At 36.2% G+C, this 16,756-nt stretch carries 9 protein-coding genes; 8 read left to right on the top strand and 1 reads right to left on the bottom strand.

The window, feature by feature from the left end; genetic code table 11:
- Window positions 1–17 precede the first annotated feature (17 nt).
- The 8 genes from ACPF63_RS16945 to map all read left to right on the top strand — a co-directional run bounded on the left by ACPF63_RS16945 (window position 18) and on the right by map (window position 15,877).
- Window positions 18–3,209, top strand: a complete 3,192-nt coding sequence (locus tag ACPF63_RS16945; protein ID WP_426480697.1) for an efflux RND transporter permease subunit — start codon at window positions 18–20, stop codon at window positions 3,207–3,209.
- The gene (locus tag ACPF63_RS16940; protein ID WP_426480696.1) at window positions 3,181–4,638 is read left to right on the top strand and encodes a TolC family protein; all 1,458 of its coding nucleotides are present in this window, start codon (window positions 3,181–3,183) and stop codon (window positions 4,636–4,638) included. The genes ACPF63_RS16945 and ACPF63_RS16940 overlap by 29 nt, the downstream gene beginning before the upstream one ends.
- A gap of 273 nt (window positions 4,639–4,911) precedes the next feature.
- Window positions 4,912–6,516 carry a T9SS type A sorting domain-containing protein gene (locus ACPF63_RS16935; RefSeq protein ID WP_426480695.1) on the top strand — a complete coding sequence of 535 codons (1,605 nt, stop codon included), beginning with the start codon at window positions 4,912–4,914 and terminating at the stop codon, window positions 6,514–6,516.
- A gap of 68 nt (window positions 6,517–6,584) precedes the next feature.
- Complete coding sequence (locus ACPF63_RS16930; protein WP_426480694.1) at window positions 6,585–9,989, top strand: hypothetical protein; 3,405 nt, start codon at window positions 6,585–6,587, stop codon at window positions 9,987–9,989.
- 5 nt (window positions 9,990–9,994) lie between these two features.
- Window positions 9,995–13,474, top strand: coding sequence for a DUF6443 domain-containing protein (locus ACPF63_RS16925; RefSeq protein WP_426480693.1), 3,480 nt, complete (start codon window positions 9,995–9,997; stop codon window positions 13,472–13,474).
- The gene (locus ACPF63_RS16920; RefSeq protein ID WP_426480692.1) at window positions 13,474–13,914 is read left to right on the top strand and encodes a hypothetical protein; all 441 of its coding nucleotides are present in this window, start codon (window positions 13,474–13,476) and stop codon (window positions 13,912–13,914) included. Before ACPF63_RS16925 ends, ACPF63_RS16920 begins: the two co-directional genes overlap by 1 nt.
- 152 nt (window positions 13,915–14,066) lie before the next feature.
- The gene (locus tag ACPF63_RS16915; RefSeq protein ID WP_426480691.1) at window positions 14,067–14,333 is read left to right on the top strand and encodes a hypothetical protein; all 267 of its coding nucleotides are present in this window, start codon (window positions 14,067–14,069) and stop codon (window positions 14,331–14,333) included.
- 779 nt (window positions 14,334–15,112) lie between these two features.
- On the top strand, window positions 15,113–15,877 hold the full coding sequence (gene map, locus ACPF63_RS16910; protein WP_426480690.1) for a type I methionyl aminopeptidase: 765 nt from the start codon (window positions 15,113–15,115) through the stop codon (window positions 15,875–15,877).
- Between the two features lie 265 nt (window positions 15,878–16,142).
- Here the strand turns inward: map and ACPF63_RS16905 are convergent, their stop codons facing one another.
- Window positions 16,143–16,751: an FMN-dependent NADH-azoreductase gene (locus ACPF63_RS16905; RefSeq protein WP_426480689.1), complete on the bottom strand. Its 609-nt coding sequence runs from the start codon at window positions 16,749–16,751 to the stop codon at window positions 16,143–16,145.
- Window positions 16,752–16,756 lie beyond the last annotated feature (5 nt).

Below are 16,756 nucleotides of genomic sequence, written 5' to 3'. Positions count from 1 at the left end.
CTCTAAAATGAAGTAGTATGTTTAAGAAATTCATTCGCAGACCAGTTCTGTCTATAGTAATCTCATTGATTATTGTATTTATGGGGATATTGTCATTGGTAAAACTTCCTGTGACGCAGTTCCCATCCATTTCTCCGCCTAAAGTAAATATTACCGCAGAATATCCCGGAGCTAACAACGAATTGTTGATTAAATCTGTAGTTATCCCATTAGAAAGAGGGTTAAACGGAGTTCCAGGTATGAAATATATGACCTCGGATGCCGGAAATGACGGGGAAGCTTCCATTCAGCTTGTATTTGATCTGGGGACAGATCCCAACGTAGCTGCGGTAAATGTTCAGAACCGTGTATCTTCAGTAGTGAACAAACTGCCGCCTCTCGTAGTACGTGAAGGGGTAAAGATCACTCGTGAGGAACCTAACATGTTGATGTATATTAACCTGTACAGTGATGATCCTAAAGCTGACCAAAAATTCCTTTTCAACTATGCAGATATCAATGTAATGTCTGAATTGAGAAGGGTAAGCGGTGTTGGTTTTGCCGATATCCTGGGAACCCGTGAATATGCAATGCGTATCTGGCTTAAACCTGATCGATTAACGGCTTATAATATTTCAGCTGATGAAGTAATGGAATCTCTGAATGAGCAGAGTTTGGAAGCTTCTCCGGGTAAAACGGGAGAAAGTTCCGGAAAACGCTCTCAGTCATTCGAATATATATTAAAATATTCGGGTCGTTTCAACAACGAAAAAGATTATGGAAACATTATTCTAAAAGCAAAGCCGGACGGTGAGTCTGTAAGACTGAAAGATGTTGCGGATATAGAATTCGGAAGTTCCATGTATGATATTTATTCCACATTGAACGGAAAACCATCTGCGGCAATTACAGTAAAACAATCCTACGGATCTAATGCAAGCGACGTTATCAAAAACGTAAAAGCATTGATGAAGGATCTTGAAAAAAATAACTTCCCTAAAGGCATGCATTATGACATCAGTTATGATGTTTCCAGATTCCTGGATGCCTCTATGGAAAAAGTAATTCATACTTTGTTTGAAGCCTTTATTTTGGTTGCTATTGTGGTATTCCTATTCCTTGGAGACTGGCGTTCAACTTTGATTCCGGCACTGGCAGTTCCTGTTTCATTGGTAGGAACATTTGCGGTGATGTCCGCTTTTGGAATTACCCTGAATATGATTTCGCTCTTTGCCCTGGTAATGGCGATCGGGGTTGTAGTAGATGATGCGATTGTGGTAATTGAAGCGGTTCACGCCAAGATGGAAGAAAAACATCTTTCTCCATTGAAGGCAACAGAAGAAGCAATGCACGAGATCAGTGGAGCAATTATCGCAATTACGCTGGTAATGGCATCTGTATTTATTCCGATTGCATTTATGTCGGGACCGGTTGGAGTATTCTACCGTCAGTTCTCTATTACAATGGCCTCATCCATTATTTTATCAGGAGTTGTAGCACTTACTTTAACACCGGCTTTGTGTGCGTTGATCTTAAGAAATAACCACGGAAAACCTAAAAAGAAAACTCCGGTTACCATATTCCTTGATAAGTTCAATAATGTATTTACAAAAGGAGCTGGAAGATATGAGAAGATGCTGAATAAAACAGTGACGAAGAAAACAATTACATTACCGTTACTGTTAGCATTTTGTGCCTGTACATATTTCCTCAGCAACTCTTTGCCATCTGGATTTATTCCGGCTGAAGACCAGGGAATGATCTATGCAATTATTCAGACTCCACCGGGATCTACGTTGGAAAGAACCAATCAGATTGCCAAAGAACTTCTTAGAGAATCTGAAGATATTGACGGTGTACAGTCTGTTTCTTCTCTTGCAGGATATGAAATTTTGACTGAAGGTACCGGATCCAACTCCGGAACCTGTCTGATCAACCTTAAAAGCTGGGAGGACCGTAAAGAATCTGCTGCAGAAATCATTGAAAAGCTGGAAGAAAAAGCCAAGAATATTCCGGGAGCCAATATTGAATTCTTCCAACCACCTTCCGTTCCGGGATATGGAGCTGCCGGAGGGTTTGAACTTCGTTTGCTGGATAAAGCAGGAAGTGGAGATTATCATAAAATGGAGCAGGTGAGTAATGACTTTGTGAAAGAACTGAAGAAACGTCCGGAACTTGGATCGGCATTTACATTCTATTCCGCGAGTTTCCCACAATATATGCTTAAGATTGATAATGATCTTGCAGAACAAAAAGGGGTGACCATTGAAAAGGCGATGGATAACTTATCTACATTGATCGGGTCCAATTATGAGACGAGTTTCATCCGTTTCGACAGACCTTATAAGGTAATTGTTCAGGCAGGACCTCAATACCGTGCTTTACCAACGGATCTGTTGAAGCTTTATGTTAAAAATGATAAAGATCAGATGGTTCCTTATTCAGACTTCATGAGATTGGAAAAAGTATACGGACTGTCTGAGATTACACGACATAATATGTATAACTCTGCAGAGGTGAGTGGAACTCCGGCACCTGGATACAGTAGCGGACAGGCGATTAAGGCTATTCAGGAAGTGGCAGATAAAACACTTCCAAGAGGTTTTGGTATCGACTGGGCAGGTATTTCCAAAGATGAAGTAAGCCGTGGAAATGAAGCGGTATTTATCTTCCTGGTATGTTTAGGATTCGTATATCTGATTCTTTCTGCACAATATGAGAGTTTCATCCTTCCACTTCCGGTAATTTTATCTCTTCCGGTAGGTATTTTCGGAGCATTTTTATGCTTGAAACTTTTAGGATTGGAAAATAACATTTATGCACAGGTGGCCATGGTCATGTTGATTGGGCTTTTGGGTAAAAACGCTGTGTTGATTGTCGAGTTTGCTGTACAGAAGAAGGCAGAAGAGGGAATTCCTGTAGCAAAAGCTGCTATTGAAGGAGCTGCCATTCGTTTCCGTCCGATCCTGATGACATCATTTGCATTCGTTGCCGGATTGATTCCATTGGTTATTGCAACAGGTCCGGGAGCAATCGGTAACAGGACAATTGGTACTGCAGCGGCAGGAGGAATGTTGATCGGAACTATTTTCGGATTGATGATTATCCCAGGATTATATTACATCTTCGGAACTATTGCAGATAAGTCCAGATTGGCAAAATATGAAGAAGAAAATCCTTTAACAGAACAAACCGAACCTTATGAACATGATGGAAAATTTGAAGACTAAAAATATAATCACAGCCATTGCCTTATCACTTGTTCTTGCAAGTTGTAAGGCGCCAATGGCGACTGTCATAAAAGACGAGGTAAAAGAAAATATTCCTCAGAATTTTAATCAGGAAGAGCAGCAGGATGCAAATAACAATAGCGGAACAACTCCCTGGAGACAGTTCTTTACAGATCCAAACCTGGTAACCCTGATTGAAACAGCTTTAAAAAATAATCAGGAACTATTAATTACTCTTCAGGAAATTGAAATTGCTAAAAGTGGTGTTTTAGCTAAAAAAGGTAGGCTTACCCCAACTGTTTCCGCAGGAATAGGTGCTGGTCTGAAAAAAGCCGGTCGTTATACCAGTGAAGGAGCCGGTGATGCTACTACAGAAATTGAACCTGGAAAGGAAATGCCGGATCCGCTGGGAAATTTTGAAGCGGGATTAAATGCAAGCTGGGAGATTGATATCTGGAAAAAACTCAGAACCGAAAAAGAATCTGCAGTGGCCCACTATCTTTCTACGGTGGAAGGCAAAAACTTTGTCCTGTCTAATCTTATTGAAGAAGTTGCTGATAATTACTATGAATTGCTGGCTCTTGATAATCAATTAGATATTATACAGCAGTACATCAAGCTTCAGCAAAGAGCATTGGAAATTTCCAAAATTCAGAAGGAAGCTGCTGCAGCAACGGAACTGGCGGTGAAGAAATTTGAAGCGGAATTGGCGAAATCCAAAGCTGCAGAATATACAATCCGTCAGCAGATCACTGAGAAGGAAAATCAAATCAATGCTTTGCTGGGAAGATATCCACAGCCGATCGTGAGAACAAAGGAAAACTTTATGTCTACGATTCCTCCAACGGTTTATACGGGAATTCCATCACAATTGCTGGCAAACCGACCTGATATCAAGCAGGCAGAATTGGAATTAAAGGCTTCAAAGCTGGATGTAGAAGCTGCAAGAAAAGAATTTTACCCTTCTTTGGAAATTTCTGCGACACTAGGATTAGAGGCTTTCAAACCTTCCTATCTTGTTAAATTACCTGAATCCATTGCTTACAATCTGGCAGGTGAATTGGCAGGACCGCTTATTAATAAAAGTGCGATAAAAGCTAATTTTCAGACAGCAGATGCAAAACAGGTTCAGGCGTTGTACGAATATGACAAAACCATTTTGAACGCTTATCTGGATGTTGCCAATCTGATGTCGAAAGTTAAAAATATAGATCAGTATTATCAATTGAAATCTCAGGAGACCAAAGCCCTGGATCAGTCTATTGATATTGCCAATCAGTTGTTCCGTAATTCCAGAGCAGATTATCTTGAAGTTCTTCTGAACCAAAGAGATGCGCTGGATGCTAAAATGGAACTTATTGAGGCAAAACAGAAACAGCTCAGCACAGTAGTTGACATCTATAAAAGTTTAGGTGGAGGCTGGAAATAAAACATCATAATTCTATCAATAAACAGTTAATGTTTTTTGGAAGGGTCAATTCTTTTGAGTTGGCCCTTTTTTATGTTTTATGCGACAAGTTTTGTCGTTATCCGGAGATAATTTTGCATCAGGATAAGGTAAATATCAATATAAATAAAGAGGATTTAACAATAAATAGTATGATTTACCACATACCACATAAAAGTGATTTTTATATCTTAAAAAGTGTTAAATTCGCACAGTTTTAATAAACTAATTACTAACTCAGAAAACAACATTGGAATGAAAAAATTCTATATCGGTGCATTCACCTTGTGCACGGCCTTGGGTATCTCTGCCCAGGAAGTAGTGTGGCAGAAAGACATCAAATCCTCTACCCAGGATTTTCTAAGCCAGGTTACCACAACCATTGATCAGCAATATCTTATTACGGGAAGCTCTATACAGTCAGGAAGCGGGAAGCTGGAGGCTGGAAGTACACAGAACAACGGTTACGATTTTCACCTTGTAAAGTTGAACCAGCAGGGAAATGAAGTCTGGGAGAAATACTTCTCAGGATCCAACCATGATTATTTATCAGCTACCGTTACCACACAGGATGGTGGATTTCTATTAGCCGGAACATCTTATTCAGGAAAAGGATTAGATAAAAAAGAGGACTCCAGAGGAGGTTCAGATATCTGGCTGATCAGAATCAATGAATTTGGAGATGAACTATGGCAGAAAACGTTAGGAAGCACTTCTGATGAAGAAGCAAGATCTGTTATCCAAACTACCGACTTAGGATTCTTTGTGGCCGGAAATGTACAAAATGCTGCAAAAGGTTATGGTTCCAAAGACGTTTGGATCACGAAACTGGATAAAGACGGAAAAGAATTATCCCAATTAATCTTAGGTGGAAAAGGCTTAGATGAAGTGGAGAAGATGATTCCAACGAAAGACGGAGGAGCATTATTGGGAATTTATTCAAGAAGTTCATCCGTTAAAACAAATAATCAGCAATCAAGTACCAACACTAATACTCCGTCTGATAGAACTGCAGCCTCAAAACAAAGCGACAACTTCGGTGAAGGAGACTACTGGATTGTCAAACTAGACAAAAACGGAAAAGTAGAATGGGAAAAGAACTTCGGAGGTAAAGGCGATGATCATATCAGAACGCTGGCATTAACATCAACTGGCTTTATCATCGGTGGAGAATCCAGATCAGAGAGATCAGGAAATAAAACTGTAGGGATTGAAGAAGGTACAGACCTTTGGCTGATTTCTTTAAATGAAAGAGGTGATGAACAGTGGCAGAAATCCTACAATTTCAAAAACCGTGATATCCTAATGAGTATGAGTGTTCTTCATTCAGCAGATGACAAATCATCCAAAGGAATTTTATTAGGAGGATATACTCAGGCTGAAGGAAGAATTCAGACTGATGATGAAACTTTTTGGATGCTCTACTTGGATCAAAATGGTAATGAGCAATGGAGAAAACATGTCAAAGGAGAATCCAGCAAGAAAGAAGAGAGATTATCTGATTTGAAACTGAACAGAGACGGTTCAATTGTATTAGCTGGAACCAGCGCAGAAGAGCTGGGTAAAGAAAACTGGAAGATAGTGAAGCTGGGAGACAAACAGGTTGATCAGCTGATTGAGAAATACGACATCAAAATCTATCCCAACCCTGTTTCAGATTATGCTTATGTAGAAATCGGCTTTGATTTTAAAGATGCTGATATTCTGTTGTATGATATGAGTGGAAGACAATTACAAAGTATAAAAACCAAGAACAGAGTGACTAAGATCAACACCCAGGCTTTGGTTCAGGGAGCTTATCTGGTGACTATAAAAACTGATACTAATAAAACGGCGAATGCCAAATTAATCAAGAAATAAAACTAATGAAAAAATACCAAATTATTTGCCTCTTGCTATTTTGCAGTTGGCTGTATTCACAGAATCAAATGAAAGATTCTTATTTAGGATTTACTCCAAAAACACCTGATATAAGCTCGCTAGGAAAATATATTGATAAACCAATATCCTTATCTAGTGGTTCGGTAAATGTTTCAGTTCCTATTTTTACTTTACCTATTAATAGTAATATATCAATTCCTATTAACTTACAATATAATACGCAAGGAATAAAAGTAAGTGAAGTGGCAAGTTCTGTAGGACAAGGATGGAATTTATCATCAATAGGAACTATTTCCAGAAGTATTAGAGGAAAAAGAGATAATTATAATGATTCTCCATTTTATCTGCAGTCTATTGCGAGTGCTAAAAACAGCCTGATGAACAATTCAACAGGTGTATATACTGATGTCTGGCTGGATCAAAATGCTGAAAATGTTGATTTGGAACCAGATGAATTTAATGTTTCATTATTCAATATGAATTTTAAATTCTTTTATGACTTCTCCTCCAATAAGTTTGTGTCAACCCCTTTAAATAACATCAAGATTATTCCTACTTTAAATAGTTATGGGAACATTGTTGATTTTAAAATTATTGATGGGGCTGGTAACACCTACTTTTTTGGTAAATCAGATGATAATGACAACAGATTTGAGGTTATTGAAGAGGTCTCAAGTGCAAGTATTAGCAATGACAGTGCCTTTTCAAGTGGTACAGATCCTCAATTTGGCACATGGTTACTGGTGAAAATTACTACCAATGATAATAAGACCATTAGATTTTATTATGATGGTAATACTATTTCAGTTAATGATTTAACAAAACAGGATGTATACCTGACCTCTCAATATAAATATTTTGCTAACAATTTTGATTTTTTTAACGGAAAATATGATGTGGTTTCCTGGGCAGGGGGCAATCCTATAGTGATAGGGAATAAATATCCGATATCTTCTGAGATTGCAAAAACTAAAGATGGGAAAGTATATAATGTTTACAGCTCTCCTGGATTATTAGATAAGCTTATAAGCCGAATTGCTTATGAAAATACAGAGATAGAATTTATTAAATCTACAATAGCCCGAAAGGACTACAATGCTTATTCATTGGAGAAAATAAAAATTAAAAATAATAACAATGTAATTAAAACCTATCAACTAAATCAGGGATATTTCAATGCGGAATTTCCAACTCCAATGAATGATTTTTCAAGAATTAAAAATTATATTTTCACACCCAATTTTGACCGGGCTATTCCTAGACTAAAACTGAATGGGGTATCTGAATATGATAAAAACAATCAGTTAATAAGTAAACATAACTTTGAATATTTTCCAGGTGAACTTCCTAGCCGTCTTAGTTTTGCACAGGATTTCTTTGGTTATTACAATGGTCATACTGAAAATACTGAACTTATTCCAAATATCAATTTTAAGTATGCGAATAGTGTAAAATCAGCAGGTACAGCGGAAAGAGCAGTAAAACAGGAATATACAAAAATTGGTATGTTGAAGAAAATTACCTATCCTACAGGGGGGTCTACAGAATTTGATTATGAAAACCATACTTATCAAGGGATTAATGATATTAATGAAGTAGTGATTGGAAATTTATTTTCAATGGAGACGAAATATGTGTTTTTCGCCAGTGAACAAGCCGCGGATCCTAATACTGGAGAACAACTTCCTCCTGAAATGAATTATGAAATGAACTGGGAGTTTGAAGAAGATACCTCTGTTGATTTAAATACACAAATTGAGCAGGTTTTTGATGAAAATAATGGAGCCAATAATTCATACAATATAATCATATACAGAAAAGTAAATGGAAATTGGCAAATCTTTACTTTAATGAGCCATACCATTGATAAAACAGTAATGTTTCCTAAAGGAGAATATCTTTTGACTGCCCATCGAGATGTACTTACTGTAAATGAAGGAGGTATGTTTGATAGCGCAGGAGGCTTTACGTTAATGATGTCTTTTCTAGGCCCAGTAAAGAATAATCAACAACCAAACAATAATCCTGAAACGATACAAAATGCAGGAGGGTTAAGAATAAAATCTATCGTTCAGAAAGAAAATAACATAGAGCTTTTACGAACAGAATATTCTTACAATGAAACGGTTGGTGGAAAAGTATATTCTACAGGGATACTACACGGTTATCCATTATTAGTAACTGAAAACTTTTATGAGGGAATCAATAAATTTTACGGAGTCATTGATTATCCGTTTAGAAACTCATCGGGAAGCAATATAGTGTATGGACAGGTGACTGAAACATCTGTTGACAATGTAAATAATAAAAAAATAAAGAAAGAGTACTTTTTTGAGAATAACGCTCCTTTGGAAGCTACAGATATGGCTACTATAGATCATAGAACAAGAACACCATACATGGGATGGAAACTGGGAAATCTTAAAAAGACCTTATCTTATAAACAAAATGATAATGGCAACTATACGTTAGTTCAAAAGGATACTATTATTTATGACCGAAAGAATTTAGTACTAAGCGAAAATTTTGGAGTTAGAATTGAACCTAGAAACAGAATCCTGTTATCAACATTTGGAGGACAAAGCCCAGATGATTATATCTACAAGACGGATTATAGGTATGAATACTATCCCTTATTCTCTGACTTTAGTTTTGAAAGTAAAAAGCAGGTCACAGAATTAATAGAAGATAAAGAACTTATTACATCAATAGACAACACGTATTCAAATCCTCATTACCAATTATCCAATAAAAAAACAAGCTTTCCAGATAACTCTTCAAGCGATATAAGTTATGTGTATGCATCTGAAAAGGGAAATCAATTAATGATATCAAAAAATATGGTTGAAATTCCTTTAGAGATGGTAAGCAGTAAAACAATGGGTACAACAAATAAGACTCTGTTAAAAACAGAGACTATTTATCCGTTAAATCAATCTGAAGCCAACCAGAAAACATCAGGATTGATTTTACCCATTTCTGTGTTATCTTATGATCTTAAAACCCAAACTACAGTAACTACGGAAGTGAACTTTGACAAATATGATTCAAAAGGACACCTGCAACAATTCACCACTAAAAACGGTATTTCAACAGTAATTATCTGGGGCTATAACCAAACCCAGCCTATTGTGAAAATAGAAGGAACCAAATTAACAGATATTCAGCAGTCCTTAATTGATCCTATTGTAACAGCTTCCAATACAGATGCTTCAGCTGCTTCTGGTAATGATGAAACCTCGCTTTTATCTGTATTAAATACATTCAGAAATAGTCTGCCAGATTATCAGATTACCACTTATACCTATGATCCATTAATTGGAATAAGAAGTATCACCCCACCCTCAGGAATCAGAGAAAACTATGTTTATGATTCTGCAGGCAGGCTTCAGAAAATAGTAAATGTAAATGGACAGACCGTAAAGGAAATGAAGTATAATTATAAAAACTAAACACGATGAAAAAATTGATAATACCAATAGGAGCTTTACTCTTATCCAATTTAATATATGCCCAACTTACCCCACTTCCTAACACAGAAAATTATATTCAAACCAAAACTTACCTTGATTATAATGGTACTTCGGCTACAAAATCCTCAGAAACCGTCCAGTACTTTGACGGGTTGGGAAGATCAAAACAAATAGTCAATGTAAAAGCCTCTCCATTAGGACGGGATATTGTTACTCCTATTAAATATGATCAGTTTGGAAGGCAGGTTCAGGACTATCTTCCTATTCCCCAGGCAGGAACACTGAACGGAGCCATTACTCCTGATCCCTTATCAAATGTGGGCAGTACACCTTATGGCTTAGAGAAAATTTATTCGCAGAAGATTCTGGAAAATTCGCCATTAGATCGTGTTTTAGGACAAAAGCAGGTAGGTACTGCGTGGGACAACAAACCTGTACAATTTGGATATGCAGTCAATGCAGATGGTGATGTTAAAAAGTATACAGCCACTTTTAACTATACCACTTTTACCTCCAGTCTGACATTATCAGGCTCTTATGGAACGGGACAATTATATAAAAATACAGTTACCGACGAAGATGGAAACCAAACCATAGAGTTTAAAAATGGCAAGGGACAGTTACTGTTAGTTAGAAAAGTAATTGGTGCTACAGAAAATGCAGATACTTACTATGTTTACAATGATTATGATCAGTTAGCCTTTGTGATCCCTCCCAAAGCTTCCGTAGCAACAGATCCCAATACTGTGCTTAATGATTTGTGTTATCAATATAAGTATGATGGGAGAAACCGCCTGGTAGAAAAGAAAATTCCGGGCAAGGGCTGGGAGTTTATGATCTATGACAAACAGGACAGACTTGTAGGAACTCAGGATGCAGAATTAAGAGCAAAAAGGCAATGGCTGTATACCAAGTATGATCAGTTTGGAAGAGTTGCTGTGACGGGACTCGCTACTGGAGGAGAAAGAAACGCAGAACAGCAATTGGCTAATGATTCAGGAAATATGCTAAGAACTACTTCATCTGTATTCAATAGACAGGGAATGGATGTTTTTTATGATCCGGCCATTTCTTATCCTCACGCTTCTAAATGGGTAGCTTTATTATCTGTAAATTATTACGACTCTTATCCTGCATACAGTTTCAATCCTGCATTCCCTTCCGCTATTCAGGGAGAGCCTGTACTTTCTGGCTTACCTACAGCCGATGGAAGAAGCACCAAAGGACTTCCTGTCATGAGTTTTGTAAAGAATATTGAAGATGATAACTGGACAAAGAACTACACGTATTATGATACCAAAGGAAGAGCTATTGGAAGCCACTCCATCAATCATTTGGGAGGATACACCAAAACAGAATCACAACTTGACTTCACCGGAACACCAAAACAAACCAAAACCTTTCACAAAAGACTGAACGCTGATACAGAGAAAGTAATTACCGAAACTTTTGAATACGACAATGGGAACAGATTATTAGTACATAAACATCAGATAGATAGTTATCCTGTAGAAATTCTGGCACAAAATGAGTATAATGAATTATCTCAGCTGAAAAACAAAAAGGTCGGGAACAATCTCCAAAGTATTGATTATACATACAATATCAGAGGATGGCTTACCAAAATTAACGATCCGGCAGCTTTGAATGGAAAACTATTTGGATATGAAATTAAATACAACAATCCTACTTATGGTACATTAGCCTCTGGAAAATACAATGGAAATATCGCTGAGATAGACTGGATATCTTCAGGAGATGGAATTCTAAGACGATATTCTTATCAATATGATACTTTGAACAGACTGAAAAACGGGATTTACTCTGAACCAAATGCTTCGATTCCCCAAAATAATTATTATAACGAGTCATTGAGCTACGATCTGAACGGAAACATAACTTCCTTACAGAGAAACAGAAATGCTGCAAATATCGAAGTACAGTTGATGGACAACCTTAGCTATTCCTACACAGGAAACAGGCTTGATACTGTTACTGATAGTTCTGGGAATTATTTTGGGTATCCTGATACTTCTGGAAATCCCATGCATTATGATACCAATGGAAATATGACTGATCATGTAGATAAAGGAATGTTACAGATTGATTACAATTATCTTAATTTGCCCAACTATATTAAATTCTCCCAATATGTTGTTTCCAGAAAAGGACAAATTAGCTACGTTAACACCAATTATATTTACAGGGCAGACGGTACAAAGCTTCACAAGAAGTATAATTATTTTACACCACGTACTAATGTAGGAGCAGTGACACTTAATGATTATTTGGATGGATTTCAGTACACCAACACAGATTCTGTTGTACAACCTGATGGTAATTTTACCATGGCTTTGCAGTTTTTCCCTACTGCAGAAGGATATTACGATTTTGTAACAAATAAGTATATTTACCAATATAAAGATCAGGTAGGAAATATCAGATTGGCATTCTTTAAAGATAGTAGTGGAAATGTAGCAATTGATAGAACTACAGACTACTACCCCTTTGGGTTAGAATTTGGTGGGGACTTAAATATTAGTGGTTCCATGTCACCTAATTATACATATACCTCGCAAGGACAGGAAAAGCAATTGGAAACAGGATGGATTTCTTATAGATGGCGAAATTACGATCCGGCAATGGGCAGATTTTTTAGTATAGATCCTTTGGCAGAGAAGTTTACTCATAATAGTACCTATGCATTTCAGGAAAACATGATAGGGATGGGTATTGAGTTGGAAGGATTAGAATTGCTTAAAAATAATTCAGGATATTTTGCTATTCGTGGAAATGAAATGATTGTAAAACAAGCCCCGGCTTCACAGAGAGACAGTTTTGGAAGGCCATCTTTCTCAGCGGCGGATATTGGTTTATCAACAAACGGATATAATCCTACAGTGCCAAGAATAAGTTCCAGTGAAACAGGGTTGAAGCTAAATTCTTATAACTATAATGGAACGAAACCTGAAGGAGCAACAATGGAAAGTGCTGAATCAGAAAGTATGGGTGAACAGAAAGTTAAAACTACAGATTCAAATAAATTAGCTGAAGCTAAAGAGAAATTGGCTACCGTAGCAGATGGTGTAAAGGAATTAATGAATAATGCCTTTATGGCTATGGATATACCTTCTGCTATTAAAAGTACAGATAATTATGTTCAAGCAGCTAAAGATATAAAATCTGTTGAGTTTAATGCAACACAAATGGATCTTGCTATTGACTATGTTAATTCAAGTAAAATAAAAATGAATCAACAAACAAAAAATGATGTTATAAATTATGTTTATGACGGGACACTACCTAATAAAGGATTAATGCAAAATTCATCAATTATTCAAAATGGTAATTCAATTTTAAGAGCAAACTACGCCCCTATTAGACCAACTGCAGAGCAGGTGAAAAATATGTTGAATAATAAACAAAAACAAATTGAAAATAATTTAAAAAATATACCTCAATAATGAAGACAATTAAATTAATATTTTTATTATCAATACTATTCAGTTCTAATTGTTGTGTAAATCAAAAGCAAAAAGAGGATGAGCAAATAAAAAATGTAATATCAAACTTTTGGAAAGCTGTTAAAGAAAATGATGAGAAAGTCTATTTAAGTTTAATTGAAGATAGTGAATCTGAATATAGATTAGCCATGTTAAATCAATTACATTATTTGAATAGAAATTATAATAAACTCAATTATCAAAATGCCTTGTTAAATAAAATAGAAATAAAGGAAACAAATGAATCTGGAACACTTCAAAAGGTAGTTAAATATGAATTTATAAAACAAAATTCTACTGTTGAGCCATTAAGCGTTAAATTATTTTTTTATAAACCAATAGGTTATAAAAAAATATTTAATGTTCAAATCTTAGGAAATTTACCTGAATGGGAAAAATAGAGATTAAAAATATTTCACAATAATGAAAATATTTATATTAATAGTATTATTTAATATTAGCAGTTGTATAAATCAAAAACAGAAAGATGAAGTGCAAATAAAGAATACAATAAGAAACTATTATTTTAAACAAGACACTTCTAAGATGAAGTTTGAAGTACGATTCTGATAAAGAGGCTTTATATAAGTATGATGATGTAGATAAGAGGTTTCAAAAAATAATGTGTTTGGGATCAGAGAACTTTAAATCTCAGGAAAAAATAAAGCTAGGAATATTTGATGAATTTAATATACTAAGAGAAAGTCCTAAAAATTTTGTAGCTTCTTCACCATATGGGAAATACCCTTCACATCATAAAGTAATTAATTCCATTGAAATACTCCAAAAAAACAAAGAAGACATTAATTTTAAGAATTAATTATCAAGATGAGTTTGAATGGAAATATTTTGGGATACTAATTCTAACAGATTATAAGTATGAAAATTTAGAAGATGACGAATGATAATGAAATCATGAATTCAGAATCAATATATGATTCTCCGCTGGCGTGAACGTCAGCGTTCGTGAATAAAATAAAAAACTACTGCTTTTGCAGTGGTTTTATTCTTTTCCCATGAGCGTTATACCTCAAGCTTCTTATCTGTCAGGTAATTTTTCATCCATTTAATATTCGGTAAAATATTCCTGTGATACCTTTTAAAATGTCGGGAACTAGTTTATAAACTGTCTCCAGCCACTTCAGAAATGCCTTCAACTACTATAGTAAGCCTCTTCATATACATCATTAATTTGCTATAACCATTTTGTAAACTATCTTCGGACACTTTAAAATGGCCTTCAAACACTATTATAAGTATCTCGAGACACTTGGTCAAGTGCCGGGACCCATTCTGTAAACTGTCTCGAGCCCCTTCGGAACAGCCTCGAACTACTTCCTTAACGGTCTCCAGCCACTTTGATAAGTGGGTAAAGGTACTCATAGAACGGTCTGGAGACCGTTAAGGAACACCCTATACCCCCTTATATAACTGGGCGTACCCCTTTACTCAAGGGGATGGAGGGGGTTAGTGAAGGGGGTAGAAGGATATTAAGTACTGATAATCTCATTTTTCAATACACGAGTTTTAGGAAATAAAACAAATGTATCAGAATATTTTAATTCCCTAACTTTGTAGTTCTCAATAACAAACAAAACTATGTCAATCACCAACGAAGATCAGATGATCGGAATGCAAAAAGTAAGTGAAGCCGTTGCCTATACGCTGAAGAAGATGATGGAGTATGCTGAACCAGGCATGACCACAAAAGATCTTGATGAGTACGGAGCCAAAATACTGGAAGGGTTCGGAGCAAAGTCAGCACCTTATCTGACCTATGGATTTCCAGGCTGGACGTGCATCAGCGTGGATAATGAATTCTGCCACGGTATTCCGACTGATCAGAGGATTTTGAAAGAAGGCGATCTGATTAATATTGATGTTTCTGCCGAACTGGACGGGTATTGGGCTGATAACGGAGGCTCTTTTGTGATCGGTAAAGATATTAACGGACATCAAAAGCTGGTGGAAGCATCTAAAGATATTTTGAGAAAAGCCATTGATAATATAAAAGGCGGAGTAAAAATCGCAGACATAGGGCATTTAATGGAGACAGAAGCAAAGAAAAGAGGCCTTAAAGTCATTAAGAACCTTGGCGGCCATGGAGTAGGCAGAAGTTTACATGAACAGCCTGATGAATTATTGAACTACAAAAACCGTTATGACACCAGACGTTTTAAGAAAAACTCTGTGGTGGCAATTGAAACATTTATTTCCACTGACTCCAACCTTGCGGTAGAATTAAAAGATGGATGGACAATGGTAGGCAACAAAGGCGGTTATATGGCTCAGCACGAACATACCATTGTAATCACCGATGGAAAACCGATCATTTTAACCGAAATGAATGAAATCCTGAATTAAAAGAAACCGCAACGGTGCGAAAGCAATTATAATCATATTTTAAGGCACAAGAATGTTATTGTAATTCCCCTGCTGAAAATCTTTGATTTTCTTGCGCCTTAAAATATGGTCAAGATAAGAAACCTTTGCGCCCTTGCGTTAAAAACAAACTAATAACGTTACTAAAATAACCAAGCTTCATCCAATCAACTTGTTAATTCCTTCTTAGCTCTCTTATATTCAGGATCAATAATTAAAAACTTTGCGTTTATAATAAAATTTATTTTTAAAAAAGTTGATTGACAGGACTAAAGTCTTTTAAAATTCCTTCATAATCTGCTGTAAACCCATGTTCCATTGTCCCTTCAATACGATATGTTTCCACATCTGTAATTCCCGTATAACTTCTGAAAACATCTTTGAGATAATCAGAAATATAATCCGGAGCTCCCTCAGTATTTCTTCCGCCGGAAGCAATAGCCAGATATACTTTTTTACCTTTAAACTGTCCCACGCGATTCCATTGTTCATCAAAAACATAAGTCACTCCCGCCCGGATCAGCTGATCCAGCCATGCCTTCAAGGGTGTTGAAATTCCCAGATTAAACATAGGAGTTCCAATGACAATGATATCTGCTTGACGCACTTCATCCACAGTCGCATTGGCATAGGAAAGAAGCTTTTTGCTTTGTTCATCATATAATGCAGGATGTTTATAAAACTCATGAATTGACACTTCATCTGCATATGGTGGTACATCTTTAATCAAATTTCGTACAATGACTTTATTGATAGTATGCTGTTGTAAAAGCTTTTCCAGAATGAGGGAACTCAATCTGTTGCTATAAGATAAATCTCCTCTCGCGCTGGAGATAATGTGCAGAATATTCTTCATATTTT

Origin of the sequence: Chryseobacterium sp. R2ACT005 (genome assembly GCF_049949215.1) — a bacterium.
GTDB lineage: Bacteria > Bacteroidota > Bacteroidia > Flavobacteriales > Weeksellaceae > Chryseobacterium.
The sequence above is the reverse complement of the archived record's forward strand: the minus strand, read 5'-3'. Positions and strand labels throughout refer to the sequence as shown.

Coding starts and splice junctions, on each gene's coding strand:
- ACPF63_RS16935 (WP_426480695.1), top strand. CDS start 4,912: ATGAAAAAATTCTATATCGGTGCATTCACCTTGTGCACGGCCTTGGGT.
- ACPF63_RS16940 (WP_426480696.1), top strand. CDS start 3,181: ATGAACATGATGGAAAATTTGAAGACTAAAAATATAATCACAGCCATT.
- ACPF63_RS16930 (WP_426480694.1), top strand. CDS start 6,585: ATGAAAGATTCTTATTTAGGATTTACTCCAAAAACACCTGATATAAGC.
- ACPF63_RS16925 (WP_426480693.1), top strand. CDS start 9,995: ATGAAAAAATTGATAATACCAATAGGAGCTTTACTCTTATCCAATTTA.
- ACPF63_RS16905 (WP_426480689.1), bottom strand. CDS start 16,751: ATGAAGAATATTCTGCACATTATCTCCAGCGCGAGAGGAGATTTATCT.
- ACPF63_RS16945 (WP_426480697.1), top strand. CDS start 18: ATGTTTAAGAAATTCATTCGCAGACCAGTTCTGTCTATAGTAATCTCA.
- map (WP_426480690.1), top strand. CDS start 15,113: ATGTCAATCACCAACGAAGATCAGATGATCGGAATGCAAAAAGTAAGT.
- ACPF63_RS16920 (WP_426480692.1), top strand. CDS start 13,474: ATGAAGACAATTAAATTAATATTTTTATTATCAATACTATTCAGTTCT.